The 23516-nt window shown below is 47.5% G+C and carries 21 protein-coding genes; 7 read left to right on the top strand and 14 right to left on the bottom strand.

The window, feature by feature from the left end; all coding sequences use genetic code 11:
• Positions 1–21: 21 nt before the first annotated feature.
• Complete coding sequence (locus H4O21_RS20825) at positions 22–1371, bottom strand: sensor histidine kinase (RefSeq protein ID WP_255487401.1); 1350 nt, start codon at positions 1369–1371, stop codon at positions 22–24.
• Between the two features lie 393 nt (positions 1372–1764).
• Between H4O21_RS20825 and H4O21_RS20820 the strand changes: the two genes are divergently transcribed.
• From H4O21_RS20820 to H4O21_RS20810, 3 genes are all read left to right on the top strand, one after another.
• Positions 1765–2331: a HupE/UreJ family protein gene (locus H4O21_RS20820; protein ID WP_182810827.1), complete on the top strand. Its 567-nt coding sequence runs from the start codon at positions 1765–1767 to the stop codon at positions 2329–2331.
• A 373-nt stretch (positions 2332–2704) separates the two neighbouring features.
• A complete protein-coding gene (locus tag H4O21_RS20815; RefSeq protein ID WP_182810826.1) occupies positions 2705–3586 on the top strand; it encodes a class I SAM-dependent methyltransferase in 882 nt (293 codons plus the stop codon).
• Between the two features lie 14 nt (positions 3587–3600).
• The gene (locus H4O21_RS20810; RefSeq protein ID WP_182810825.1) at positions 3601–4512 is read left to right on the top strand and encodes an N-acyl amino acid synthase FeeM domain-containing protein; all 912 of its coding nucleotides are present in this window, start codon (positions 3601–3603) and stop codon (positions 4510–4512) included.
• A 129-nt stretch (positions 4513–4641) separates the two neighbouring features.
• Here the strand turns inward: H4O21_RS20810 and moaA are convergent, their stop codons facing one another.
• The 9 genes from moaA to H4O21_RS20765 all read right to left on the bottom strand — a co-directional run bounded on the left by moaA (position 4642) and on the right by H4O21_RS20765 (position 13021).
• Positions 4642–5712 (bottom strand): GTP 3',8-cyclase MoaA, encoded by a 1071-nt coding sequence (gene moaA, locus H4O21_RS20805; RefSeq protein ID WP_182810824.1) that lies wholly within the window; start codon positions 5710–5712, stop codon positions 4642–4644.
• A complete protein-coding gene (gene moaE, locus H4O21_RS20800) occupies positions 5699–6190 on the bottom strand; it encodes a molybdopterin synthase catalytic subunit MoaE (protein WP_182810823.1) in 492 nt (163 codons plus the stop codon). Before moaE ends, moaA begins: the two co-directional genes overlap by 14 nt.
• A 3-nt stretch (positions 6191–6193) precedes the next feature.
• Positions 6194–7090 carry a cyclic pyranopterin monophosphate synthase MoaC gene (gene moaC / locus H4O21_RS20795; RefSeq protein ID WP_182810822.1) on the bottom strand — a complete coding sequence of 299 codons (897 nt, stop codon included), beginning with the start codon at positions 7088–7090 and terminating at the stop codon, positions 6194–6196.
• 153 nt (positions 7091–7243) lie between these two features.
• The gene (locus H4O21_RS20790; protein ID WP_182810821.1) at positions 7244–8554 is read right to left on the bottom strand and encodes a bifunctional molybdopterin-guanine dinucleotide biosynthesis adaptor protein MobB/molybdopterin molybdotransferase MoeA; all 1311 of its coding nucleotides are present in this window, start codon (positions 8552–8554) and stop codon (positions 7244–7246) included.
• 196 nt (positions 8555–8750) lie between these two features.
• On the bottom strand, positions 8751–9350 hold the full coding sequence (gene mobB, locus H4O21_RS20785) for a molybdopterin-guanine dinucleotide biosynthesis protein B (protein ID WP_182810820.1): 600 nt from the start codon (positions 9348–9350) through the stop codon (positions 8751–8753).
• A gap of 278 nt (positions 9351–9628) precedes the next feature.
• Positions 9629–10225 carry a molybdenum cofactor guanylyltransferase MobA gene (mobA, locus tag H4O21_RS20780; protein WP_182810819.1) on the bottom strand — a complete coding sequence of 199 codons (597 nt, stop codon included), beginning with the start codon at positions 10223–10225 and terminating at the stop codon, positions 9629–9631.
• A gap of 213 nt (positions 10226–10438) precedes the next feature.
• Positions 10439–11209, bottom strand: a complete 771-nt coding sequence (locus H4O21_RS20775) for an ATP-binding cassette domain-containing protein (protein ID WP_182810818.1) — start codon at positions 11207–11209, stop codon at positions 10439–10441.
• Positions 11210–11221: 12 nt separating this feature from the next.
• Positions 11222–11926 (bottom strand): ABC transporter permease, encoded by a 705-nt coding sequence (locus tag H4O21_RS20770; protein WP_182810817.1) that lies wholly within the window; start codon positions 11924–11926, stop codon positions 11222–11224.
• 279 nt (positions 11927–12205) lie between these two features.
• The gene (locus H4O21_RS20765; RefSeq protein ID WP_182810816.1) at positions 12206–13021 is read right to left on the bottom strand and encodes an ABC transporter substrate-binding protein; all 816 of its coding nucleotides are present in this window, start codon (positions 13019–13021) and stop codon (positions 12206–12208) included.
• Between the two features lie 396 nt (positions 13022–13417).
• On the opposite strand from H4O21_RS20765, the gene H4O21_RS20760 reads away from it, so the two are divergent.
• Both H4O21_RS20760 and H4O21_RS20755 read left to right on the top strand, forming a co-directional pair.
• Positions 13418–14836 carry a sigma-54-dependent transcriptional regulator gene (locus tag H4O21_RS20760; protein ID WP_182810815.1) on the top strand — a complete coding sequence of 473 codons (1419 nt, stop codon included), beginning with the start codon at positions 13418–13420 and terminating at the stop codon, positions 14834–14836.
• 79 nt (positions 14837–14915) lie between these two features.
• Complete coding sequence (locus H4O21_RS20755) at positions 14916–17000, top strand: cache domain-containing protein (protein WP_182810814.1); 2085 nt, start codon at positions 14916–14918, stop codon at positions 16998–17000.
• Positions 17001–17262: 262 nt separating this feature from the next.
• Here H4O21_RS20755 and H4O21_RS20750 read toward each other — a convergent pair whose 3' ends face one another.
• The 3 genes from H4O21_RS20750 to H4O21_RS20740 all read right to left on the bottom strand — a co-directional run bounded on the left by H4O21_RS20750 (position 17263) and on the right by H4O21_RS20740 (position 20051).
• Complete coding sequence (locus H4O21_RS20750; RefSeq protein ID WP_220495776.1) at positions 17263–18171, bottom strand: substrate-binding domain-containing protein; 909 nt, start codon at positions 18169–18171, stop codon at positions 17263–17265.
• A gap of 47 nt (positions 18172–18218) precedes the next feature.
• Positions 18219–19121: a formate dehydrogenase accessory sulfurtransferase FdhD gene (locus tag H4O21_RS20745; RefSeq protein WP_182810813.1), complete on the bottom strand. Its 903-nt coding sequence runs from the start codon at positions 19119–19121 to the stop codon at positions 18219–18221.
• A 288-nt stretch (positions 19122–19409) separates the two neighbouring features.
• On the bottom strand, positions 19410–20051 hold the full coding sequence (locus H4O21_RS20740) for a DNA-3-methyladenine glycosylase I (protein WP_182810812.1): 642 nt from the start codon (positions 20049–20051) through the stop codon (positions 19410–19412).
• Positions 20052–20205: 154 nt separating this feature from the next.
• Here H4O21_RS20740 and nfsA point away from each other — a divergent pair, with 154 nt between their 5' ends.
• On the top strand, positions 20206–20928 hold the full coding sequence (nfsA, locus tag H4O21_RS20735; protein WP_182810811.1) for an oxygen-insensitive NADPH nitroreductase: 723 nt from the start codon (positions 20206–20208) through the stop codon (positions 20926–20928).
• A 123-nt stretch (positions 20929–21051) separates the two neighbouring features.
• The gene (locus H4O21_RS20730) at positions 21052–22368 is read left to right on the top strand and encodes a DUF2252 family protein (RefSeq protein ID WP_182810810.1); all 1317 of its coding nucleotides are present in this window, start codon (positions 21052–21054) and stop codon (positions 22366–22368) included.
• Positions 22369–22503: 135 nt separating this feature from the next.
• Here the strand turns inward: H4O21_RS20730 and H4O21_RS20725 are convergent, their stop codons facing one another.
• Positions 22504–23262 carry a carbon-nitrogen hydrolase family protein gene (locus H4O21_RS20725; protein WP_182810809.1) on the bottom strand — a complete coding sequence of 253 codons (759 nt, stop codon included), beginning with the start codon at positions 23260–23262 and terminating at the stop codon, positions 22504–22506.
• Between the last annotated feature and the right edge of the window lie 254 nt (positions 23263–23516).

Here is a 23516-nt window from a genome sequence, read left to right as displayed (position 1 = left end):
CCTCAGAGCAAAGGTTCACAGTCAGGATACACTGACCTTCTCATGACGGGGAAGTAACAGAGTGAAAACAGCACCGCCTTCCGGGCGGTTATGCACAGTCAGCTCTCCCTGATGCTCCTGTACAATGCCATAGCTGATGGATAGCCCTAACCCGGTCCCCTGTCCGACAGGTTTAGTGGTAAAAAAAGGTTCAAATACTTTATCCAGGCCGATCTCAGGGATACCTGCCCCATTGTCTGCCACAACGACTTCGATCCAGTCCTCATTATCATCAATCACGGTGACTTCCAGTTTAGCCTGCTCCAGTCCATCCATCGCATCCAGTGCATTCTGAATCAGGTTCATCAGAACCTGCTGTATTTGCCCTGGATGGCCATAAGCCTGTGCCTGATCCGGCAGATTATTGATCAGATGTAACCGATCACCCATCGGCTTTGAGGTCCATTGCAACGCAGTGTGCAGGGTATGTACCAGATCAAATGTCTGCCGTCCACTGGCCTGACCAGTAGAGAAGCGACGCAGGTCCTGAACAATGCTCTGTACCCGCTCCGCACCTTCCAGAGTGCCATCAACCAGAGGATCCAGGTCTTTCATAATTCGATTGATCCTCAACTGTTCTGCCAGAGACTGCAATTCAGCCTGAGTCAGACCAGATTGCGCCTGCTCCAGAAAAGTCAGCAAGCGTTGGGAGTAACTTTTCAGTGCGTGCATATTGCCATAAACAAAACTGATCGGGTTATTCAGTTCATGGGCCACCCCGGCTACCAGGCGCCCCAGAGAGGCCATTTTTTCGGCATGAACCAGCTGTTGTTGTGTGCGTTTCAGTTCCTCATGGGCTTCATTTAATTCCCGATAAGCCCTTTTCAGCTCTCCTAACGGACGACCTACAATCACCAGACCTTCAATACGCTTACGTTCATCAAACAGGGGGGTACAGTTCAGGCTCAGCTCCAGCGTTCTGCTATCCGGTAATGCCAGCATCACTTCGCAGTCCTGCAACATGGTTTTATCCGGGTCGGATAGCATATGCCGGAAGCAGATATGATCACTGATAAAAAGGTCGCTGATACAGGTTTCTGATAGCTGCTCAGCGTCTCTGCCAGACAACTGTTCCAGTGCCGGATTAAATTGCTTAATCAAGCCATGCCGATCCGTGACCAGAAGAATATCACTCATAGCCCGCTGGACACTGGCCATAAACTGCTGAGCCTCTTCCAGAGCCCGGTTTTTCTCTTCAATCTCAACCTGGTATTTCACCAGGTCGGCATACACTTCATCCATTTTCTGGATAACATCAATCCAGGCTTCATCCGTTGCAGTGCCTGGCAGCTTGTGCTCTGGAAACATCTTCAGCTCAGGTTGTTCTTTCATGTTATTGCCGGATTGGTTCCGGATCTCCATTACAGATTAATGCAGCTTTCAGGCCATCAGATAAAGAAATACGTTGATTCCGAAGCTATCATATACCGGGAAGCGCTTATTATTGATAAAGCCCGGAACAGAGTAAACAGCAGGGCAAAGAGGGTTATCAATCTGATCTTGTAGTGGTAAGCCCTTTTCCGCCTCTTGATCGGATCAGAGAGTGCAGATCAAATTACTCTCCTTAAATCATAGTGTTATTTCACATTGGCCATAAAAACACCTCTGGCATGATACTTGCTTTGATAGTCGATCAAAGTCAGGGTGACCGGGACATTCCTTCAGATAGCCGATCACCGGACCAAAAGATTTATTTTCATGTCATCAGTAAAATAAGGAAAAGACATGTTCTATAAAACTCTGTTCGCATTTGGAGCAACGGCTCTGATCAGCGCCCCTGCTATGGCCCATTCCGGCCATGATGTTTCCAGCCTGGTCAGCGGCCTGACTCACCCATTACTGGGCCTTGATCACTTACTGGCATTATTCGCTATTGCAGTCTGGGGCAGTCGTCAGAACCAGATGCCATCAACGCGCCTGATGACGGTATTTCTGGCTGTAATGGCTCTGGGAGGTGTACTGGGTATGATGAATCTGGCACTGCCTGGTGTTGAAAGTATGATACTGGTCAGCGTACTGGCGCTGGGACTCCTGGTTGCCGGTCAGGTGCACCTGTCAATGATTGCAGGTATCACTATGACAGCTGCTATCGCGATGGTGCATGGTATGGCACATGGCACTGAAATTGCTGGTGCGAATGCTTTGCCATATGTTGCAGGTTATCTGATCAGCTGTGCAGCGCTGCTGGCAGCGGGTCGTTTTGCAGGTCAGTGGATTAACACTCGTCCTCGTCTGGCATTAGCAACAGGGTCTGCTGTTACCTTGAGTGGAGCGGGCATTGCTCTGAGCTGAGCCCCTGCATAAAAACAGAAGATATTATCTGATCATTCAGAGTTTACAGTTCCCCGAAAATCTCGCCTCGAAAAAAGCCCGGAAAATAATGAAAGCCGTTCAGAATGGTCATCAGGTCTGATAAGTGTCCGGGCTTTTCTTTTTACTGTTGTCCTGACCGATAAGCTTCTCTGTTTATCCGGGCTTGCCGATAGTTAATCGGTCGGCCAATGACAGAGCAACCCGTAAAACTATATCCTGCTGCTCAATCGTCAGGTAAATGTTTTTCTTATATATGGCAGACTTCTTGCTGTCTTGTGTTAGGGTATGCGTTGCATTTTTTTATGATCTGATCCAGTAAAAATCAGGGCACATTCAGGGTTGATACAGCATTATGAAAGAAGATAAAGCAAGCTCGACAGCTTATACCGTTTTACAGGGCATTTTGTTCAGTGCGTCTAAACCTGAGTATCAGAAGCTGGTATCAGAAGAAACACAAAAAGCAGGTCGGCAGATTCTTTCTGCTTCTGCTGAGGGCAGAAAGCGATTGAGCCAGTTAAATCAGGGATTATTCCGATTTTTTGCACCTTATATGGAGCAGGCCATGATGCCGGGCATTACGCTGCACTATGTACTGCGAAAACGCTATATCCGGGATGCAGCAGAAAAAGCTATCGCTGATGGCTATACCCAGATTGTTAACCTCGGGGCTGGTTTTGATACTCTGGCCTGGGAGCTGCACAATTTGCATCCGGATATTAACTTTATTGAGCTGGATCATCCGGCAACCAGTGCGCAAAAAAACAAAGCCTTATCTGATCAGGCAGATAACTTTCATCTGTTACCTGTTGATTTTAGTCAGATGGATGCCCGTCAGGCGCTGGAGTCAGCGCCCTGCTTTGATGCGACCCGCAGAACATTTTTTATCTGTGAAGGGGTGTTGATGTATCTGTCCCGGCCAGATATTGATCGTTTATTCCAGGGACTAAAAGCATTATGTGGTGCCGGAACACGTATGGTGTTTACCAGCGTAGTCCCGATGGAAAGTAAGGATAGTAACAGTGGCTGGTTATTACGCTGGTATCTGAAGTTTAAGAGTGAGCCGCTGAACTGGATGATTGAACAGAAAGAGCAGGCTGGCTTTGTTCAATCTCAGGGCTATCAGCTTGTGGATCTGGCAGGTACAGATCAATTGAAATCCCGATATTTACAAGGTATTCGTCATGGTGTCCTGCATCAGGGGGAATATATGGTTTCTGTCACTATCCCTGAATAAAGGAACTTGCAAGTATGCCCGTTAAAATTACCATGGCACGAACCCCGGCAGAAACAGATGCGGTACTTAAGTTACGTCATCAGGTATTCAGTGAAGAGGAAGGTTTATTTGATCCCTTGCCGGATAAACGGGTTCTGGATCGGTTCGATGCTTTTTCCACCACCCGTAATCTGATTGCTGTCAGTGAGGGTGAGGTCGTTGGAAGTCTGAGAGTGACTATGGACTCTGATGCAGGCATTCCGGCAGATGAATATTATGACTTCAGACGCTTTCTGCCGGAAGATGCTGCTGTGATGAACTGTAGCCTGTATTGTGTGACTACGCCATTTCGTGGTGCACGCATTGCTCTGGGGCTGATGCTTATGGCCGCTTATTATGCTATGACACGTAACGTGACTCATGTTGTCGCTCCTATTAATCCGGCAATTGCAAAGCTTCTGAAACGGGTTGGCTTTAAAATGCTGGATGAAGAGCAATTTGATGAACATATGGGGGTTACGTTTATTCCTGTCATGCTGGTACAGAAGGATATTAATGACTTCTTTTCCAGCTTTGCTGAAAACAACCGTCTGTATAATTTTATGGACTCTTATGAGTGTATTTTTTATAACAAGGGCGAGTATGTGGTCCGGGAAGGAGATATCGGGGATTCGGCTTTTGTTCTGATTGATGGAGAGGTTGAGGTCCGCAGAAAAGGCTCTGATGAGGTGCTTGCCGTGATGGGGCAGGGTGAAGTTTTTGGTGAACTGGCTTTACTGACCGATGATGTCAGAAGTGCGGATGTGATTGCCCGGTCTGAACTCAGAATTATGTCCTTGCCTAAGGAAGCATTTCTGGACCATCTGATGAATAACCCTGATCATGCTATGTGGATGCTGAAAAGTATCGGTCAGCGTATGAAAAGTATGCTGAACCGGCCAGGGTAATCATCTGATTCTTAGCTTGTATTGTGTTAAGGCTAAGCGAAAGGCCAGAGACAGAAAATATTAAATCAGGCAACAAAGTGAGTATGCCCGAATGCTTTCTGCACTCTGGTCTTTAAGGATACCGGAATATCAGCCGCCGGTCATGTTCATAAAACGCAGCACCTGTACATCACCATCGGTTGTAAAATGGTGGCGCTCTGGTTTTAGATCCATCGCCTGAATTATGGCCTGCTTTAACGGCTCTGTTTCACTAGGGTTTGCTCGCATAACTGCCCTCAGATCCACAGAGTGCTCATTGCCCAGACAAAGTAGTAAACGACCTTCAGCGGTGACTCGAACCCGGTTACAGGTATCGCAAAAGTTATGACTATGGGGGGAAATAAAGCCAACACGGGTTTTAATCCCCGGAATCTGATAATAGCGTGAAGGCCCCGGAGTGTTTTCAGTGGTTGGTACTAAACGGTATTTCTGTGCGATAATCTGTCGGACATCATCACTGGAACAATAGGTTTCCTGCCTCTCATGCTCATTGATCTGCCCCAGAGGCATTTCCTCAATAAAGCTGATATCTACGCCTTTTTCGATGGCAAAATCCAGTAAGGGCAGAATTTCATCATCGTTGCGCCCTTTCAGAATCACTGCATTCAGTTTAACGCGTTTAAATGGTAGCGCAGCAGCCGTTTCAATGCCGTCAATCACCTGGTGTAATGATCCGGTGCGCGTCAGCTGTTTAAAACGATCTTCATACAAAGAATCCAGGCTGATATTAATCCGATCCAGTCCGGCCTCATGCAATGCCAGTGCTTTATGGGTTAACTGTGAACCATTGGTAGTGATTGCAAAATCAGTAACCGAATCAATTGCGCCTATATCCTGAATCAGTGACATTACATTACGTCTGACCAGAGGCTCACCACCCGTCAGGCGAATTTTAGTCACCCCCAGCTCAGCAAATGTACGTGCCAGCAGAGATAACTCCTCCAGCTCCAGTACCTGTGCACGGGGCAGAAAAGTCATATTCTCACTCATGCAATACACACAGCGAAAATCACAACGATCTGTCACTGATATTCTCAGGTAAGTCACTTTGCGGCCAAAGCGATCTACCAGAGTTTCTCCTGCAGAATCGGTACAAGTGTCAGAGGAGTAAGATGTCAGCCCTGCCGTCGGCTCCGGGGTGTAGATTTCAGGATGATTCATGGGAGTTCTCCTTATTATCCAGGCCCCAGCGAGCTGCAGCATTCTGATCAGATTCTCGGGCGCTGACCCAGTAATCTCCATGCAGGGTGTTTTCTTTTTTCCAGAAAGGGGCCTGCGTTTTCAGGTAATCCATGATAAATGCACAGGCATCAAATGCAGCCAGTCGATGAGCTGAGGCCGTGACAACCAGTACAATAGGGTCTCCGGGTTCCAGGCGCCCAACCCGATGAATGACACGTACATCCTGTAATGGCCAGCGGGTTCTGGCCTGGTCGATAATCTGCATAAGGGATGCTTCTGTCATCCCCGGATAGTGTTCCAGCGTCAGAGCAGTCACATCGGGTTTTTCATTAAAATCCCGTACCAGCCCGGTAAAACTGACAATAGCGCCAATATCAGTGCGCTCATGGGTTATTTCGGCAGAAATCGTACCGATATCAAAATTCTCAGCCTGAACTGAAACACTGAATGCAGACATCAATCAACCCCCTGTTACTGGTGGAAAGAATGCAACTTCATCGCCAGGCTGAACCTGAGTATTCCCCCTGCCCATACTCTGATTGACAGACATCAGTACATTTTTGCGATTCAGATAAACGGCCCAGTTCGGGTGCCTTGAAACCAGCCAGTGTTTTACATCGGATAAGGTGCCATCTTTCAACTGATTAAAAGGCACTTCACATACTTCAGTACCGGTTTCTTCTCTGAGCTGAGCAAAAAAGCGAACCTCAATCGGGGGTATTTCATTCACACGGGATTCTGCCTGCATGCGAGCAACATTTTTTTCCAGCGCTGAAAACTGAGGTTCATCTTTAGTCACTGAAATAACAGGCGTTGTAGCTATAGCAGGTTTTTTCGATATTTCCATCATCTGGTCAGTAGAATCACTGTCCATCAACCAGTGGCCGCTTTTACCTCCTTTTTTCTCCAGTACCTTCGTCCCGGAAATCACCATATGCTTATCAACGGCCTTACACATATCGTACAATGTCAGCGCCGCTACCGAAGCAGCTGTCAGTGCTTCCATCTCAACACCGGTTTGTCCTGCCAGTTTACACAGAGACTCAATTCTGACCCGATTGTTCTCCGGCTCAGGTATCAGCTCAACAGCGACTTTGGTCAGCATCAGGGGATGACATAAAGGAATCAGGTCGCTGGTTTTTTTAGCCGCCTGAATACCGGCAATGCGCGCAGTGGCCAGTACATCGCCTTTTTTATGCCCGCCAGAAAGAATCAGATCCAGGGTCTCTGGCTGCATCTGAATATAAGCCTCTGCACGTGCTTCCCGCTGGGTGACGGCTTTTTCGGTTACATCCACCATACTGGCATTCCCCTGGCTATCCAGATGGGTAAAGGATGGTGTCTGCTGATCACTCATAGCTATCTCTCTTATATTTTTATCAGTACTTAGGGTCTGAACCTGATTAAAACAGCCAGTGCGCTGAATGCAATAGCTGAAACAGAAGAGATCTGAACCAGATCTCTTATTTATATTCAGACCCGAGTGATGTCATTGTGTTTGTTAAGCCACTTATAAAAGATCAGCAAAAGGCTGAATCATCACTCGTTCTCCGGGTTGAACGCCCGGCATATCATCCGGTATCTCGATCAGGCAATTTGCTTCTGTCATTGATCGCAAAATACCTGATCCCTGGCTACCTGTTGTGTGCACTTCCAGCTGTCCCTGGTGATTGATACTGAAAATCCCCCGATGAAAATCTGTCCGGCCTGCACGGCTGCGCATTTTCTCTGCTGCCAGAGCAGGCAGACGGCATGGTTCCCAGTTTTTCTCTCCGGACAACTTACGCAGAGCCGGCTGAACCAGTTGCAGAAATGTCACCATGACAGCCACAGGATTACCCGGTAAACCATAAAACAACGCCTGCTTGTCCGGGCAGACAGATGTTGAGTCATCACTACAGCCTAATACACCACAGGCAAAGGGGCGCCCTGGCCTCATATTTAATCGCCAGAAACCGGTTCTTCCGGTCTCATTCAGTGCGGACTTGATATAGTCGGCGTCACCGACAGACACACCGCCAGATGAAATCACAACATCAGTCTGTTCTGCAGCCTGACGTAAGGTGTTTGTCAGTACATCCTTCTGATCCGGTAAAATGCCGAGATCAATCACCTCACAACCCAGTGCTGCCAGCATTCCCTGAATAGAGAAACGGTTGGTATCGTAAATGCTGAATTCAGGTAACGGCTGCCCTTGAGCGACCACTTCATCCCCGGTGGAAAACACCGCTACCCTGGGGCGGCGAATAACCTTCACTTCGGTATAACCCAGAGAGGCAATCAGTCCCTGATGCTGAGCTTTAAGCCGGGTACCCGCTTGCAGGGCAATACAGCCCTTTTTCAGATCTTCTCCAGCCTGACGGATATTTTCACCCGGACGCACAGCATCCGCTCTGTCCAGTAATACTCTGCCATTATCAACCCTGGCTACTTCCTTCATGACAACAGTGGATGTTCCCTTAGGAACCGGTGCTCCAGTTGTAATAAGGACTGCCTGGCCTGTTTCCAGAGCACCATCGTAACCATGGCCTGCGAACGCTTCGCCGACCAGCAGATATTCGTCAGGCCAGTGAGTATGCCCGGTATTTTCTTCCGGCAGACACAGAGCAAAACCATCCATTGCAGAATTTGTCTGAGCCGGTACGTTCACCGGAGAAACCAGGTCTTCTGCCAGAACACGGCCGGTCAGTTGTGCAATCGCACAGTACTCACTATCCGATAACGGATTGACCAGTGCTTCAACTTTTTCTCTGCCCTGCTGAACACTGAATTGTCCGGGCTGATCAAAACAACTGATTACGGATTGAGATTGCTCACTCATATTCTGCTTTTAGCCTTAAGGCTGAACAGGCCCTGTCTGAGCCGCCAGCTTATTTATTCTGTTATTACCATGCTGATACATAGCTTTATTATGTTCAGTACAACGGGCCGCTTACTGAATCATATACATAGCCAAAGCTGTATCTGCCCCGGAGCTGAGGACCTGAATAGTCTTTTTATTCAGGCGCATAACTTATTCAGATGTAAAATGCTCTTTTCTGACGAGTAATCTGTTCGACAACAAAATCAGCCAGCTGATCAGTATTATTCAGATCCAGCAAAGGCAGGATACGTTCTTTACCCGGATTACACAGCACAATTCTGTCGAGGTGTTTGTCTGATAACGACACATCTTCTGGCACCAGACAGCCTTCTGTCGCCAGAGCAATAATATCCGGGTCATGGGGGCAGATCAGAGGTTTTGCTACCGCAGGCCTGTGTAATTCAATTTTAGGGAACGATTCCTGCTTAAAACCTTCGACCAGGACTGCATCAATTTTATGTAATGGCAGATAGTCAATCATGTCTGCCAGCACAGGCTCAGCTTCCTGATCATAATCCAGCATCATCGCCATACGTCTGGAAGACGATATCAGTATAGGAGCTGCCCCGGCTTTTCTCAGCTCGTAGCTATCCTTCCCTGGTATATCTGTCTCAAAGTTATGATGGGCGTGTTTAACCACAGCCAGCCGGATACCTCGTTCTTTCAGAATCGGTAACAGCTTTTTCAGCAATGTTGTTTTACCTGTTCCACTCCAGGCAGTAAAACCCAGTACAGGTCTCTGAAAATCTGACATCTTAAATGCCCCTGTCCTGCTGAACAGCTCCTGGCCACAACCAGCTCCCGGCGTTAGCTACGTACCAGAACCACCAGTGAGATCTGTTCAGAAGTTATCGTTATTAAAGAGTTAAAGGGCAAGCAGTGTACCAGAGGCGATATGAACACGGTCAAAAATGCTCCAAAATGCTCCAAAATACCGTTAGTAAGTGTCCATTTAATTATGAGTGGGTCATTCTGGAACAAAAAAACCTGCCACCAGGGCAGGTTTTCTCATTTCAGAAAAATAAAAGTAGACTAAACAACGCAATATCCAGCTTCTACTTCCTTTAGTTCTTCCGGTGTATTCAGGTTCATAAATACACTCTCGCCATCATCAAAAGGGACAACAACCATTTTATGCTGCATAAACCAGCGATCAATCTTACGCTTACCTTCTTCCAGCCAGGCTTCCAGGCTGGGCAATAAGGATTTATGCAGCAGAGCAATAACCGGCTGCAGGCGTTCGCCGTCATGGGCGACAGCCAGGTCAGCGTTGTTTTTTCTTACCGCCTGGTACAAACGATCAGCCAGATCTGTGGGCAGCAGAGGCGTATCACAAGGTACAAACAGTATCCAGTCTGAAGATGCATGCCTTAATCCTGTCAGCATGCCCATCAGAGGGCCGTGAAAGCCACTGGCACTGTCTTCTATTACCGGATAACCCAGCGACTGGTATCGCTCAAAACTACGGTTAGCATTAATTATAATACCTGAAACCTGGGGTTTTACCTGCTGCAGAACATGGCTGATCATGGGCTTATCACGAAATTCAACCCAGCCTTTGTCCTTTCCACCCATCCTCTGACCCTGGCCTCCGGCCAGTATCACAGCAGTCACCATTTGCTTAGTCATAAGTATTCTCGCTTCGTCATTCCGGCATGTAAGAATGCCGGGCATCCTGATGGCAATAGAATATCCTTAAAGACTTTATACCTTATAGACAGGCACATTTGAATAAAGCTTCAAAATTGATTTGTAATATTATTTATCTTACTTCAATTTCAGACTTCTACTGCATTTTTTATATATCTTTTTACTTCTGTCGATATATCAATTACTACTTTTTCATAAAGCATATACTGTGCCGTTTTTTAGCAGCCATGACTGATTTGTCAGCTGAGTCAGCGCGCAACTCTGGTGAGAGCTGAGCATCACAGCAGTTCCCTGCTGTATTAAGTCTTTCACCATCATGCAGATAAGTTCTACAGAACCATCATCCAGATTCGCTGCGGGCTCATCCAGAAACAGTATATCAGGCTGTAATAGCCAGGCTCTGAGCAGAGCAAGCCGTTGCCGTTCGCCACCAGACAGTGTCGTAGCGACCTGATCGTTCAGATGATGCAGTGCCGCCATTTGTCTGCCTTCAGTCAGTCGTTGTTCAGCTTTACGCCTTCGGGCAAAAGGCAACGAGCGGATCACAAACTGCAAATTCTGCTGCACAGTGCCTGCAAACAGATAAGGTGTCTGATGAAGATAGCATACCCGGCCTCTTCCCGATGAGCGAAACAAAGAAGGCTTAATATCAGAAAAGAACACGCTGCCCTGCTGTACAGGCTCCAGGCCTGCCATAAGACGCATTAAGGTCGACTTGCCCGTTCCATTCTCTCCTTTTAACCAGATTACCTGTTCTTTAAACCAGCTGAGTTCTGGTATCTCAAATAAAACGTAATCCTTGTTCCAGCTATGCTTCAGCCCATTAATCTGCAGCACTCGTTCAGCAGAATGTGAAGGTTTTCCGGAGTGCCAGGGATGGTTATCCGGGCGTGCCGTAACATCATGACAAGAAGCTGGTTCAACAGAACTCAGGTAAAGGTTGCTCTGAATATCACTATTCATACCCTGATCCTCTCAGCGGTGGCTTAACTGCCCACGACCGCGTAATAATGCCATGCCCAGGTTCAGTATCATGGCCAGAATAAAAAGCACCAGCCCCAGAGCAACACCCTGAGCGTATTCACCTTTAAGTGTCTCCAGGGCGATTGCCGTCGTGATGTTACGCGTATAATTCAGAATATTGCCACCAACCATCATGGCACAGCCTACTTCAGCAATAATACGGGCGAAAGCTGCAACCAGGCTGGCAATCAATGCATACCGGACTTCATGCATTAATACCCACAGGCAACGTAATGGATGAGCACCCAGCATTCTGGCTGTTTCCCAGGCTCTCTTATCAGCACTCTGAAAAGCGGTATGAGTCATAGACACCAGAAGTGGTAAGCACAACAGGATCTGGCCTATGATCATGGCATCCTGAGTAAATAGCATACGCCAGTCACCCAGTGGACCACTCCGGGACAAAAGCATAAACAGAAGCAGTCCGACTACTACGGTAGGAACTGCCATCAGAGTATGTGTCATAGAAAGCAAAAACCAGCGACCGGGAAAGCGCCAGTAAGCCAGAATAAATCCAAGAAAAACAGCCGGCACACAGGCCGTCAGCAGCGCCAGAAAAGACACTCGAAAGGATACACCAATGATAGTCCAGAGCTGTTCATCTCCGGACACCAGAAGTTCAACAGCATGAGCAAATGTCTCAGTTAAAGCAGCCAATAAAATCCCCTGCGTTATTTAGTTATATGCTTGTAGTCAGAAGTATAGAAACAAGGTAAGTCACTTTAATTCAGGCTGTTACAGATATAATTTAGTGATTCTGAGCGCATTAAATAACATAATCTGAATAAAAATATCCTGATATTCCCCAGCCTCTGGCTGAAGCGGTAATAATTGCTTACTCAAAAAATTTATTCAGATATTTATCCGCTACCGGGTAGCGGATAAATGATTGACCTGCGAATCCTCTAAGGCAGTACACCTGAGAGGTAGAAGCAATTAGTCTTTTGCATTAGCGACAAATAGTTTTTCACCATGCAGGCGGAAATTATCGATCATATCCTGAGCATTATCAGATACCAGCCACTTACTCAGGCTTTCTGCGCCTTTGGTATTGAGTCCTTCGTGACGTTCCGGGTTAACCTGAATAACCTGATAAGGGTTAAACAGACGGGCATCCCCTTCAGATACAATAGCCAGATCAACTTTTGTTTTATAAGCCAGCCAGGTGCCACGGTCTGTCAGAGTATAACCCTGCAGTTCAGACGTCATCTGCAGAACTTTGCCCATCCCCTGGCCTACCTCACGATAACCATCAAAAGGTAGTTTTACTGCGGCTTGTTTCCACAGGTTCAGCTCTTTTTTATGGGTACCTGAATCATCACCACGGGAAATAAACAGCGCTTTGTTCGCTGAAACCTTTTCCAGAGCCTGAGTAATATCCTGAGTACCTTTCACTTTTGCAGGATCATTGTTTGGCCCTACCAGTACAAAATCGTTGTACATAATACCGCGAGGCTCAATGCCATAGCCTTCGCTGACAAACTTAGCTTCGGCTTTCGGAGCATGAGTCATGACAACATCAACATCGCCATCTCGTCCCATACGCAATGCCTTACCGGTACCAACGGCAATCACCTGAACGGTTGCACCGTGCTCTTTTTCAAACGTTGGTAACAGATAATCCAGCAGCCCTGAGTTATAAGTGCTGGTCGTGGTTGCCAGACGAACAATGCCCAGATCTTCGGCAACAGCCTGTACAGAAACTGTTGCACTGATAACTGCCGCAGCTAATAAATGTGTCAGCTTTTTCATTGTTTACTAAACCCCTCTCTAATATGCCCCAATGTGGATAGTTTGTTATCATGGGCACAGCAAAAGAGCAAAATAAATGCCAGATATACTCAATAGCCGATATAATGGCATCGATAACAATTGAATATATAAATAATTAATTAAAAGCAGAACTCTCCCTATGTAAAAGGGACATTATGACCCATAAATAAAGACGCGATGCGTCGTTGTGACCCATAATGGAAAGGTGAGAGTGCTGTGTTTATTTAAAAACGCCTTTAAGTACCTGAACAAAAGGACTTCTGCTGAACGTTGCCATATTCACCAGCCATTGTCTGAAGAATATCGGAATACTTTTATTCAGGTATGTAATGACCGAACAACAAAAACCGCTTGCATGATAACGAATATAATTATATGACCTCACAGGAAAATAAAGTTCAGAGTTTATCTGGCACCCCAACGACCAGTCTGCCAGCCGTTTCAGTACTTATTGTTGATGATGAGCCCGGCATGAGAAACTTTCTGGTTAAAGCCCTGGCCAAACGCTTTGCCCTGGTTGAATCTGCTGACAGCATTGAAACGGCAGAAGAAATTCGCAAACGCTGCCACTTTGACCTTTTGATCTGCGATATAAAGCTTCCGGGGCGCTCCGGCATTGAATGGCATGAAGCGATTAGAGAAAGTGAGCGCCGTAGCGATATCATTTTCATGACAGCCTATGCTGATCTGGAAACAGCGATTGAAGCACTGCGAGCCGGTGCCAGTGATTTTATTCTTAAGCCATTTCGCCTGGAGCAAATGACCACAGCCATTGACCGCTGTCTGGAAAGGCGTCTGTTGGCGCGAGAGAACTTTGTTCTTCGTCGCGAAGTAAATTCAGTGTTCAGCTCGGGCAGTGCCATGCTGGGAGAAAGTCCGGCGATTAAAGATGTCGACGAGATTATTCGGCGGGTTGCGCCAACACCTTCAGCTGTACTGATTGAAGGTGAGTCCGGTACCGGTAAGGAGCTGGCGGCTCGGGCCTTGCATCAGTACAGCGGTCGTTCGGGGGCATTCGTCCCCGTTAACTGTGGTGCTATTGCTGCAGAAATTCTGGAAAGTGAGCTTTTTGGTCACACGAAAGGGGCTTTTACCGGAGCCCAGAAGGCCCGTGATGGTCTGTTTACCTTCGCCAATGGCGGTACACTTTTCCTGGATGAAATCGGAGAAATGCCTCTGGGGATGCAGGCCAAATTACTACGTGTGCTGGAGCTGAAAGCGGTACGTCCGGTAGGGGGGGAGCAGGAAGTCAGTGTTGATGTACGTATTGTTGCAGCGACAAACCGTAATCTGGAAGAGGAGGTCAAAGAGGGCCGGTTCAGAGAGGATCTTTACTACCGTCTGAACGTGCTGACTCTGACTCTGCCGCCTTTGCGGGATCGCTCTGAAGATATTTCAACGCTGGTGCATAATTTCTCCCGCAAACTATCACAGGAGCTGGGTTTGCCACCAGTCCCGTTTGCCCATGAAGACCTGCAGGCGATGGCGAAATACAGCTGGCCCGGTAATATCCGTGAACTGAAGAACTTTGTCGAACGCTGTATCCTTCTGGGTCGACTGCCCATAGACAGTTTCCCGGAAAGTCACAAGGTAAGAGAAATCTCATCACCCTTGCCATTACAGGAGAGAGGCTTTCCTGATGACTGGCCACTGGATGAGGTTGAAAAACACCATATACTTCAGGTGCTTGCCGCTTATCAGGGTAATAAGTCTGCTGCTGCTCGACAGCTGGGCATTTCTCGGAAAACTCTGGATCGAAAATTGCAGGCATGGGATGAAACCCGTCCGGAATGATCCCGATATTCAACATTCCGGAGCAGAATAATTTTTGACTCAGGGTTCAGATGGTCTGAACCCCGGAATCTGTTGATCTATGCGCACATCTATCCGCTTGAAGATACTGGGGTTAACACTAACCCCTGTTGCCCTTATTCTGGTTACGCTGATTGGTATGACCAGTTATTGGGCAAGCACCTACTCTGCTGACCAGTTGTATCGTAAAGTACAGGCTGACCTCTCTGTAGCTCAGGGTTTTCTGCAAATTCTGGAAGATAAGGACCTGGACAGCCTCAGACAACTTAGCCAGAGCAGGCGTCTTAAAGAGTCCATTAAACAGGGCGATAGTATGCGAGCCCAGCAGCAACTGCTGGACTATAAGGCTCTGTATAAGCTGGATTTTATCCGTCTGATCCCTACCAGTGGTCTGGGTGATCGCTTACTATCAGAGGACAGTCTGGCTAAAATTGCTGCTCAGGTGCTGCGTGGCCAGCCTATGACCGGGTTGCAGCTTCTTGAACCTGAAGAGATCAATCGCATTGATCCTGACCTGAACTCTTCCATGCGTATTCCCTTGCTGGACACGCAGCGAGCTATGCCGACTAAACGCAGTCATGAAAATCGGGGTATGTTTATCCGTGCACTGCATCCGGTCGCCAGTGCTGATGGTGAAGTGATTGCAATTCTGGATAGTGGTCGTTTACTCAACAGAAACAATGCCTTTGTTGATGAAATCCGGGACCTGGTTTACCAGCCTGGTACTTTGCCGGATGGTGGCATAGGCACTGTAACTCTGTTTCTTGATGATGTTCGTATCAGCACAAACGTTCCTCAGGAACCGGGGATCCGGGAGCAGGGTGGTCTGAACCGGGCGCTGGGCACCCGGGTTTCTTATGACGTTAACAAAAAAGTGTTGCAGAAAGGAGAACGCTGGGTCGACAGAGCCTTTGTGGTCAATGACTGGTATATTTCAGCCTACATGCCGGTTGAAGATATGTCCGGCAAGCGCATCGGCATGCTTTATACCGGTTTTCTTGAAAGCCCTTATACCGAAATTTACCATCAGACACTGATAGAACTGATCGGTGCTATTGCTATTGTTACCTTTATATCCTCCATTCTGGTGATGCGCAGTGCAGGTCTGGTAATCCATCCCGTCAGCCGGATTCACGCTGTGGTAAAAGCAGTGAAAGCCGGGCAGAGAAAACGGATCGGCATGATGGATAATAACGATGAATTCAGCGACCTGGCCGAACAGTTCGATACTATGCTGGACTTGCTGGAAGATCGTAATAGACAGATTCAGCAGGCGGCTGAGGTGCTGGAGCAAAAAGTTCAGCAACGTACTCAGTCCTTGCAGGATAAAACCCGGGAGCTGGAGGAACATATCCGTCTTTTGCAGGCCACCCGTGCTCAGCTGGTGACAAAAGAGAAACTGGCTGCTCTGGGTGAGCTGACCGCCGGTATCGCTCACGAAATCAATAATCCGGCAGCGGTTATTCTGGGGAATATGGATCTGCTTCAGGCGGTACTGGGTAATGAAGCTGAGCCTGTCGAAGAAGAGATTGAGCTGATTATTCAACAGGTTTATCGCATCAGAGCCTTGATTAATAACCTGCTACAGTACAGCCGTCCGGGTGAATACACTCAATCTCTGGCACCTCTGGATATTAATCAGGTTGTGCAGGATATGCTGGTTCTGGTCCGTCATACTCTGGAAAAACAGGCTATCAGCGTGAATCTGGAACTTAAAGCCAGTCACCTGGCGCAAGCCAACGTCCAGCAGTTGCAACAGGTGCTGGTGAATCTGGTTATGAATGCCGCTCACGCCAGCCCACACCAGAGCAGCATTCAGGTCTGTACCAATAACTGGTACGAAGCTGGTGTATGCAAAGGCGTGGTGATACAGGTAAAAGATGAAGGTAAAGGAATTGCAGCCGAGATCCTGCCTCATATCTTTGATCCTTTTTTCACCACTCGCGATAATGGCACCGGACTGGGCCTTTCCGTGTCATACGGTATCATTCGCCGCTATGGAGGCGATATTCAGGTGGAATCGGAGTTGGGTAAAGGCAGTGCTTTCAGTGTTTATCTCAGAGAAGAAGCTGAATTTACCAACAGCGATGAATCCACAACAGAACAATTGCTGGCCAGCCTGGCCGAAGTTCAGCGCAGTCAGTAATTTTAATCGGAATCACGATATTCCTGACTTCTCGTATATTCATGCTAAGTATCCGGGATTACCTGCAATGAAATCAGCTAAATGCTCTTTTTATTTCTGAAGATTCAGTTACTTACCGATGCCAGATTTTGACTATAGTAATAACAGTGCAATAGAGTGAAATACTATAGGCCAACGATCGATACGGCTATGTGTAAAATAAAGCCAGAGACAGAAACCATGTCTGCCTCTGGTTTGATTCAGAGCCCCCCTCTGTACCAGGTCAGTCTGCTCCGTTCCAGATCAGTTTGCCGCAATCCGATAAATCATAACCACCCAGGTTGCGGGCCAGCTCCAGGCCTTCCTGGCTCTGCATATAATCGAATAACTGCTGGAATAAACCGCGGAAGTACACACTGCGTGGCACTACCAGATCAAACGCTTCCTGGCAGACGGACACAAACTCCAACCCGTATTCCCGTGCTGCACTCTGGCTACCGGGACCCACATCTGCTTCACCACGACAGATCATCGAAGCCATTTCTCGTTCACTGAACGCCTGAGCCGCCACATTCAGTTCATCCAGCTGCCTTTTAGACTCAGATAGCCATTCCTGCAAAAAGCGTTGTGATCCGGCTCCTTCCTGCCTGACAGCCCAACGCAAGCGGTTGACAGCAATATTGTCCGGGTCCTTGTAATCGTAATGATCCGGGTGAATGATCAACCCCTGGGTCCGCTTAAATGCATGTACCAGCACCCACTGACGATAATGTGAGAACTGACGGATAAGGCCAGGATGACGCAGATGACTCTCTTCTGCGCGTCCCCAGTGAATAGCCGCCACATCCGCGTGCCCCTGGGATAACAGACTCAGTCCCATCCGGGAACCTGTTACGCTGTAGCTGTATAACGCTTTGTTGCCAACAACACCGGGTAAGCGCAGCATAATAGCCTGCAAAAAAGGGTCGTCACTTCCGGTCAGCAGCAAGCGGTCTGCCATCAATCCGCTATGACAGGACTCCAGTAGCCAGCGATCAACCAGTTTTTTAGGAAACAGCCACTTCCCTGTTACTTTAGTGGCCGGAATTTGTCCTTCACTGGCCAGAGCATAGACTTTCTTTTCGTTCAGATGCAGGTAATCTGCCACCTGTTTAACATTCATAAACAGGGTATCGGCTATTATTTCTGTCATGGGATTGGCACTTTCTCTAATAGATAAAAATAAGGTGTTATCAGATATCAGGAGGCAGATTTAGCTTTGTGTCGTTTGACGGCATCCGCTGATGGCTTTTTCTCTGGCACCGCATCCCATTTGAAGCGGTCTGCACCGTGATAAAGCAGGAAATGTTTACCTTTGGCGCGAGCGATCAGCATAATGCCAAGCTGTCGTGCCAGCTCCAGTCCCATAGCCGTGACACCTGAACGGGATAGCAGCACAGAAATTCCCATGCGTGCCACTTTAATCACCATCTCAGATGTCAGGCGCCCCGTGGTATAGAACACCAGTTGTTCTCCCTGTAGATTATGCAGCCACTGCTTTCCTGCCAGTGTATCCACGGCATTGTGGCGTCCGACATCCTCGGAAAAGGCCAATACGGAAGCATTTATGCCCTTATGATCCTGATCCAGACTACACAGTGCACAACCATGCACGGCTCCGGCAGAACGATAGGTTTCGTTGTAATCGTTTAATGCGGTGAGTAACTGATAGACTGCACTTTGCTGCATCGTCTTTTCAGATAGCTGTAATTGCTGAAGATCATCCATCATGGCGCCATACTGAGTGCCCTGACCGCATCCTGTCGTTACGGTTTTATGAGCCAGCTTCTGTTCCAGAGCGTCATCATCACTCTCTGCAACGACAACTGCCGCTCCAACCTCCCAGTCCACCTGTACCGCCTGAACCTGATCCAGAGACTGAATCATTCCCTGGTTGCGTAAATAGCCCAGCACCAGAGCCTCTGGCTCTGCACCCAGCGTCATCAGAGTGACAATCTCACGTTTATTCAGATATAGCGTCAAAGGCCTTTCCCCGGCAATAGAAATCTCTCGGGTCTGACCGTATTCGTCATACACCAGGGTGTTGTCTGTTAAGGATATTTCTGCCTGAGTTAACTCTGGATTCCCCGCATGTCTGACCATCGCCTTTTGTCCCGTAATTACTGAATACAACAGCGATTAAGCAATAAGTGTTCCTGATTTTTAGTGTTATTTTTTCAGCCACTATCTGACAAGTAAACAAGGTCTCATAACAGAATTCGTAGCGGGAAAAGAAACGAACAAAAACGCTACAAGAGGGATTTAAAGTCATTAAAAATGAAAAAACGGGAGTGGTACGGACAAAAATACGCACCAGAGGACAAAATGTCTCAATCCCGCTTTTTAGTACTCAGCAGATTAATATCAAGTCATCGCGATATTCTTGCAGGCTTATAATTCCGGGATAGTCATATGAAGTCTGGCTTCCAGGCAAGCTTGCCGAATATTGCAGCCCTCAATATGATCATTGACCAGTCCCATCGCCTGCATAAAAGCGTAACAAGTGGTAGGGCCTACAAACTTCCAGCCTCTTTTTTTCAGATCTTTGCTCATCTGCAGAGAGATTTCAGTCTGCCCCAGTTGACTCAGAGTCTCATAGTCACACACAGCAGGCCGTTGAGACGAAGCAGGTTCATATTGCCAGAACCAGGCAGCCAGAGAACCATACTCTTCCTGCATTTCTATCGCACGTGCCGCATTGTTGATTGTTGCACTTATTTTCCCCCGATGGCGAACAATACCTTCATCCTGTAACAAGCGTTCGATGTCATCATCCGTAAATGTCGCAACCTTATGGAAGTCAAAACCCTCAAATGCTTTGCGAAAGCCTTCTCGTTTACGCAGAATAGTGATCCAGCTCAGGCCTGACTGAAACCCTTCCAGACATATTTTTTCAAACAAACGGATATCATCCGTTATCGGGTAACCCCATTCATTGTCATGATAATTACGGTAAAGCTCATCATCTTCACCACACCACCAGCAACGTGTTTTCTGATCTGTACCGGTTAATAAGCCTTTCACTTCAGCCATGAGGAGGTTGTCCTTTGATTTATTCAGAATTACTCTCATAATACTGTATAAAAACACATAATCCAGTGTCGCTATGTATATAAGGAAGTGTCGATAGATGAAATTTCTGTAACAGGTATACTGCTGACATCTGATTGACTACTCGGGAAATAGTATGAATACCACTGTTGAAACAATTCTGTCCCATCGCTCTATTCGTAAATTCACTGATCAGCCAATTACCGCTGAGCAGTTGAGCACTCTGATTGATTGCGCCCGCGCGGCATCATCATCCAGTAATATCCAGTGCGTCAGCATAATTCGGGTTACCCGTACGGAAAATCGGGAGTTGCTGGCTGAGTATGCCGGTAACCAGGCATATGTATCATCAGCCGCTGAGTTTCTGGTGTTTTGTGCCGACTTTAATCGTCACCAGCAGATTAAAGCCGATGCTAAACTGGGTTTCACAGAACAGACTCTGATTGGTGCTGTGGATTCTGCTCTGATGGCTCAGAACTGCCTGCTGGCTGCAGAATCTATGGGGCTGGGTGGTGTCTATATCGGCGGGTTAAGAAATAATCCGGATAAAGTCTGCTCACTGCTGAATCTACCAGAAAATGTCTTTCCTATGTTTGGGCTCTGTCTTGGGTATCCGGATCAGGATCCGGGTAAAAAACCTCGTTTGCCTGCCTCTCTGGTACTGCATGAAGATAGCTATCAGCCAATTGATCAGACTGAACTGGCGGACTATGACGAAACTATGCGCAACTATTATCGAGAGCGTACTCAGGGTCAGAATGAGCAATCCTGGTCTGAGCAGATCAGTGCAATCCTGAGTAAAGAAGCGCGCCCATTTATGAAAGATATACTGAACAAACAGGGCTTTAGCCAGAAATAAGCCAGACACCTTCCGTGACACTTATGAGACTGAGGCGTATGATCATAAGTAGTCCTGAATACAGGCTGAAGCAGGCGAATCCTGTTTCAGCCTTTCTTTTATGTCACTCAAAAGGAGACCAGAATGAAGGAGCGAATTCAGCTTATCCGCGAAGAACTGCTGCGTGTTGACGGTCAGGTACCAGAAGCAAACCTGCCGAAACACAGAAAGATGGCATCTAATCCCTTTGTCTTTCTGCGAGGATCAGCCCAGCTGTTCTATGCAGATCTGGCTTCCGGTTTTCTCAACCTGCCAAAAAGCCTGAACAAACTGCCTCTGACAACAGTAATGGGTGACTGCCATACCTCAAACTTTGGTTTTCTGAGTGAAGAAGGTTCACACGGCGACAGTATTATTTTCTCGCCTAATGATTTTGATGATGCCTGTACAGGTCATGCCAGCTGGGATCTGAGTCGTTTTGCAACCAGTCTTGCACTATGTGCAGATTATGCTCAGGGCGTTGCTGACGGACGTTACACTTCAGAAAGTGATATGTCAGGTAAAGCCGTTATCAGTTCTGAAGATATCCGTCCGGCCATAGAACAGTTTCTCCGCGCTTATCTGGAAGTGTGTGAAGCGGGTATCGATCAGCCTGATAACAGAAGAAAAACCATTACCGGTTTTAAAAAATCACATGTTCTGCATAAGCGCTATCAGAAAGCCCTGAACAGAGCCTGTGGTGGCACTGAATTTGAGACTCGCAGCTCTCTGGCTAAAGCTGTTGATACTGAGCGTTCTGTTTTGCGTTTTCGTAACATCCCGGCCCGATTCAGGCGTGTAGGAAAGCAGAGCTATCAGAAGCTGGAACAGGCATTCGCCCCATATATGGACGATTGCATTCTGGATATCACTGAACGTCTGAACGCTGGTACCGGCTCGGTCAATATGGGGCGTTACTATTTCCTGATTGGCCCTGCCGGATACCGGGGCAAAAAAGATCTGGGCTTGTGCCATATTGTTGAGGTCAAGCAACAGCGTCATGCGGCACCACTGTATCATTTTCCTGATCTCAGCCCGGTCAACCGGCTGAACCCTGCGCATCTGACGGTCAACTGTCAGTACAGAATGCAAAGACGGCCTGATCTCGTACTGGATGAAGCGATCTGGCAGGGTAACCACTGGCTGATTCGCTCCCGTCACCATGCCAGAGTCGGTATAGATCCTGAACACATCACTTTTGGTAAAAAAGCAGTAAACGGTGGCTTTATCCAGTACGCCGCGACCTGTGGTGAAGCTCTGGCACTGGCGCATTGTCGTGGAGATCGTCGTTCAATTCAGTTTGAAAAAGCCGTAGCTAAATATTTACCCGATGCGATTGAAGGGCTGATCGAAGCAACACTGAACTATGCAGACGTTGTCAAAAAAGACTGTGAAACCCTTAATAAACTACTGACGCATTAGTCCCCTCCCTCGCTGAATCAGGCTGGCTGATTCAGCGGGAAATTCCTGCTGGCACAGAAGCTATCAGAACAAGGTTTTTAAAGAACATTTTGCCAAAGGTATTCTTCATCCCCTGTCAGCGTGATCCTCCATCACTCAGCCTGCTTCAAAACACCCCGCCAGACCATCATGACTGATTGTGCACAAAACCAGGCCATGTTCAGAACCCTCAGCACTGAACATTTGCTTCCCTGACTGATCCCACATCGCGCTTTTACCACATCCGGTCAGCCCACCGGATTCACAAACATAATTCGATAACAACACCGGGAATTGATGCCGTGAGGCAATCCCGGACAGCACTTCGCCATCAGGAGCATAGCCATTACCGGTAATCAGCGCGCTGACCAGATAAATATCGGAGCCTGCAGTTGCAGCATCTTCAGAGTGCATCGGATTCTGGAAGTCAGCACAGACAGCCAGAGCAACCTTATACCCGTTAACATCAAACTGATAATTCTGGTCTGCGGCTGAGCAGTACTGATCTTCTCCTTCATGCAGATATTGCTTCAGATAAAACTCTGTTCGACCATTGGGAAAGCAGATAACGGCTCCGATAAATGGCTTATCCCCATCATTCTGTATCGGACAGCCTGCGACCACTACCAGGTTATGTTCCGTTGCAGCCTGAGATAAAGTGCGGAACACCTGATCCTCGGAGTTTTTAACCAGAGCCAGCCTGCTGGCATCAGGTAACTCATACCCGGTGAGCGACAGTTCAGGGAATACAACTACATCTGCTTTATGTTCAGCCGAGGCTTTAATACCCTCCAGATGAATCTGCAGATTTCTGCTGTAATCTGCTTTCTCAATACGGCTCTGAACCAGGCTGAATGTCACTGTACGGTTTTGCATAATACTCCCTGTCTCAAGGCTGACGTCTGAATGGAATAAACCCGGCTTACCAAAACATCATGATATGAGAGTATCAGCATTATAGCTCCCATTTATGCCCGCATATATACGGGCATAAATGAGACTGAACGGATACAGATAAGCCTACCGGTATAACAGCTCAGGTAAGAACAGAGAAATCGAAGAGATAAAGGTGATCAGTGCCAGGCGGATAATGTCTGCACACCAGAAGGGCGTTACCCCCTTGAAAATGG

This window comes from Oceanospirillum sediminis (assembly GCF_014164585.1).
Lineage (GTDB): Bacteria > Pseudomonadota > Gammaproteobacteria > Pseudomonadales > Halomonadaceae > Oceanospirillum > Oceanospirillum sediminis.
The sequence above is the reverse complement of the archived record's forward strand: the minus strand, read 5'-3'. Positions and strand labels throughout refer to the sequence as shown.

Bases quoted from the DNA above. Each gene is read 5' to 3' on its own strand.
- H4O21_RS20825 (WP_255487401.1), bottom strand. From the start codon at position 1,371: ATGAAAGAACAACCTGAGCTGAAGATGTTTCCAGAGCACAAGCTGCCA.
- H4O21_RS20820 (WP_182810827.1), top strand. From the start codon at position 1,765: ATGTTCTATAAAACTCTGTTCGCATTTGGAGCAACGGCTCTGATCAGC.
- H4O21_RS20815 (WP_182810826.1), top strand. From the start codon at position 2,705: ATGAAAGAAGATAAAGCAAGCTCGACAGCTTATACCGTTTTACAGGGC.
- H4O21_RS20810 (WP_182810825.1), top strand. From the start codon at position 3,601: ATGCCCGTTAAAATTACCATGGCACGAACCCCGGCAGAAACAGATGCG.
- moaA (WP_182810824.1), bottom strand. From the start codon at position 5,712: ATGAATCATCCTGAAATCTACACCCCGGAGCCGACGGCAGGGCTGACA.
- moaE (WP_182810823.1), bottom strand. From the start codon at position 6,190: ATGTCTGCATTCAGTGTTTCAGTTCAGGCTGAGAATTTTGATATCGGT.
- moaC (WP_182810822.1), bottom strand. From the start codon at position 7,090: ATGAGTGATCAGCAGACACCATCCTTTACCCATCTGGATAGCCAGGGG.
- H4O21_RS20790 (WP_182810821.1), bottom strand. From the start codon at position 8,554: ATGAGTGAGCAATCTCAATCCGTAATCAGTTGTTTTGATCAGCCCGGA.
- mobB (WP_182810820.1), bottom strand. From the start codon at position 9,350: ATGTCAGATTTTCAGAGACCTGTACTGGGTTTTACTGCCTGGAGTGGA.
- mobA (WP_182810819.1), bottom strand. From the start codon at position 10,225: ATGACTAAGCAAATGGTGACTGCTGTGATACTGGCCGGAGGCCAGGGT.
- H4O21_RS20775 (WP_182810818.1), bottom strand. From the start codon at position 11,209: ATGAATAGTGATATTCAGAGCAACCTTTACCTGAGTTCTGTTGAACCA.
- H4O21_RS20765 (WP_182810816.1), bottom strand. From the start codon at position 13,021: ATGAAAAAGCTGACACATTTATTAGCTGCGGCAGTTATCAGTGCAACA.
- H4O21_RS20760 (WP_182810815.1), top strand. From the start codon at position 13,418: ATGACCTCACAGGAAAATAAAGTTCAGAGTTTATCTGGCACCCCAACG.
- H4O21_RS20755 (WP_182810814.1), top strand. From the start codon at position 14,916: ATGCGCACATCTATCCGCTTGAAGATACTGGGGTTAACACTAACCCCT.
- H4O21_RS20750 (WP_220495776.1), bottom strand. From the start codon at position 18,171: ATGACAGAAATAATAGCCGATACCCTGTTTATGAATGTTAAACAGGTG.
- H4O21_RS20745 (WP_182810813.1), bottom strand. From the start codon at position 19,121: ATGGTCAGACATGCGGGGAATCCAGAGTTAACTCAGGCAGAAATATCC.
- H4O21_RS20740 (WP_182810812.1), bottom strand. From the start codon at position 20,051: ATGGCTGAAGTGAAAGGCTTATTAACCGGTACAGATCAGAAAACACGT.
- nfsA (WP_182810811.1), top strand. From the start codon at position 20,206: ATGAATACCACTGTTGAAACAATTCTGTCCCATCGCTCTATTCGTAAA.
- H4O21_RS20730 (WP_182810810.1), top strand. From the start codon at position 21,052: ATGAAGGAGCGAATTCAGCTTATCCGCGAAGAACTGCTGCGTGTTGAC.
- H4O21_RS20725 (WP_182810809.1), bottom strand. From the start codon at position 23,262: ATGCAAAACCGTACAGTGACATTCAGCCTGGTTCAGAGCCGTATTGAG.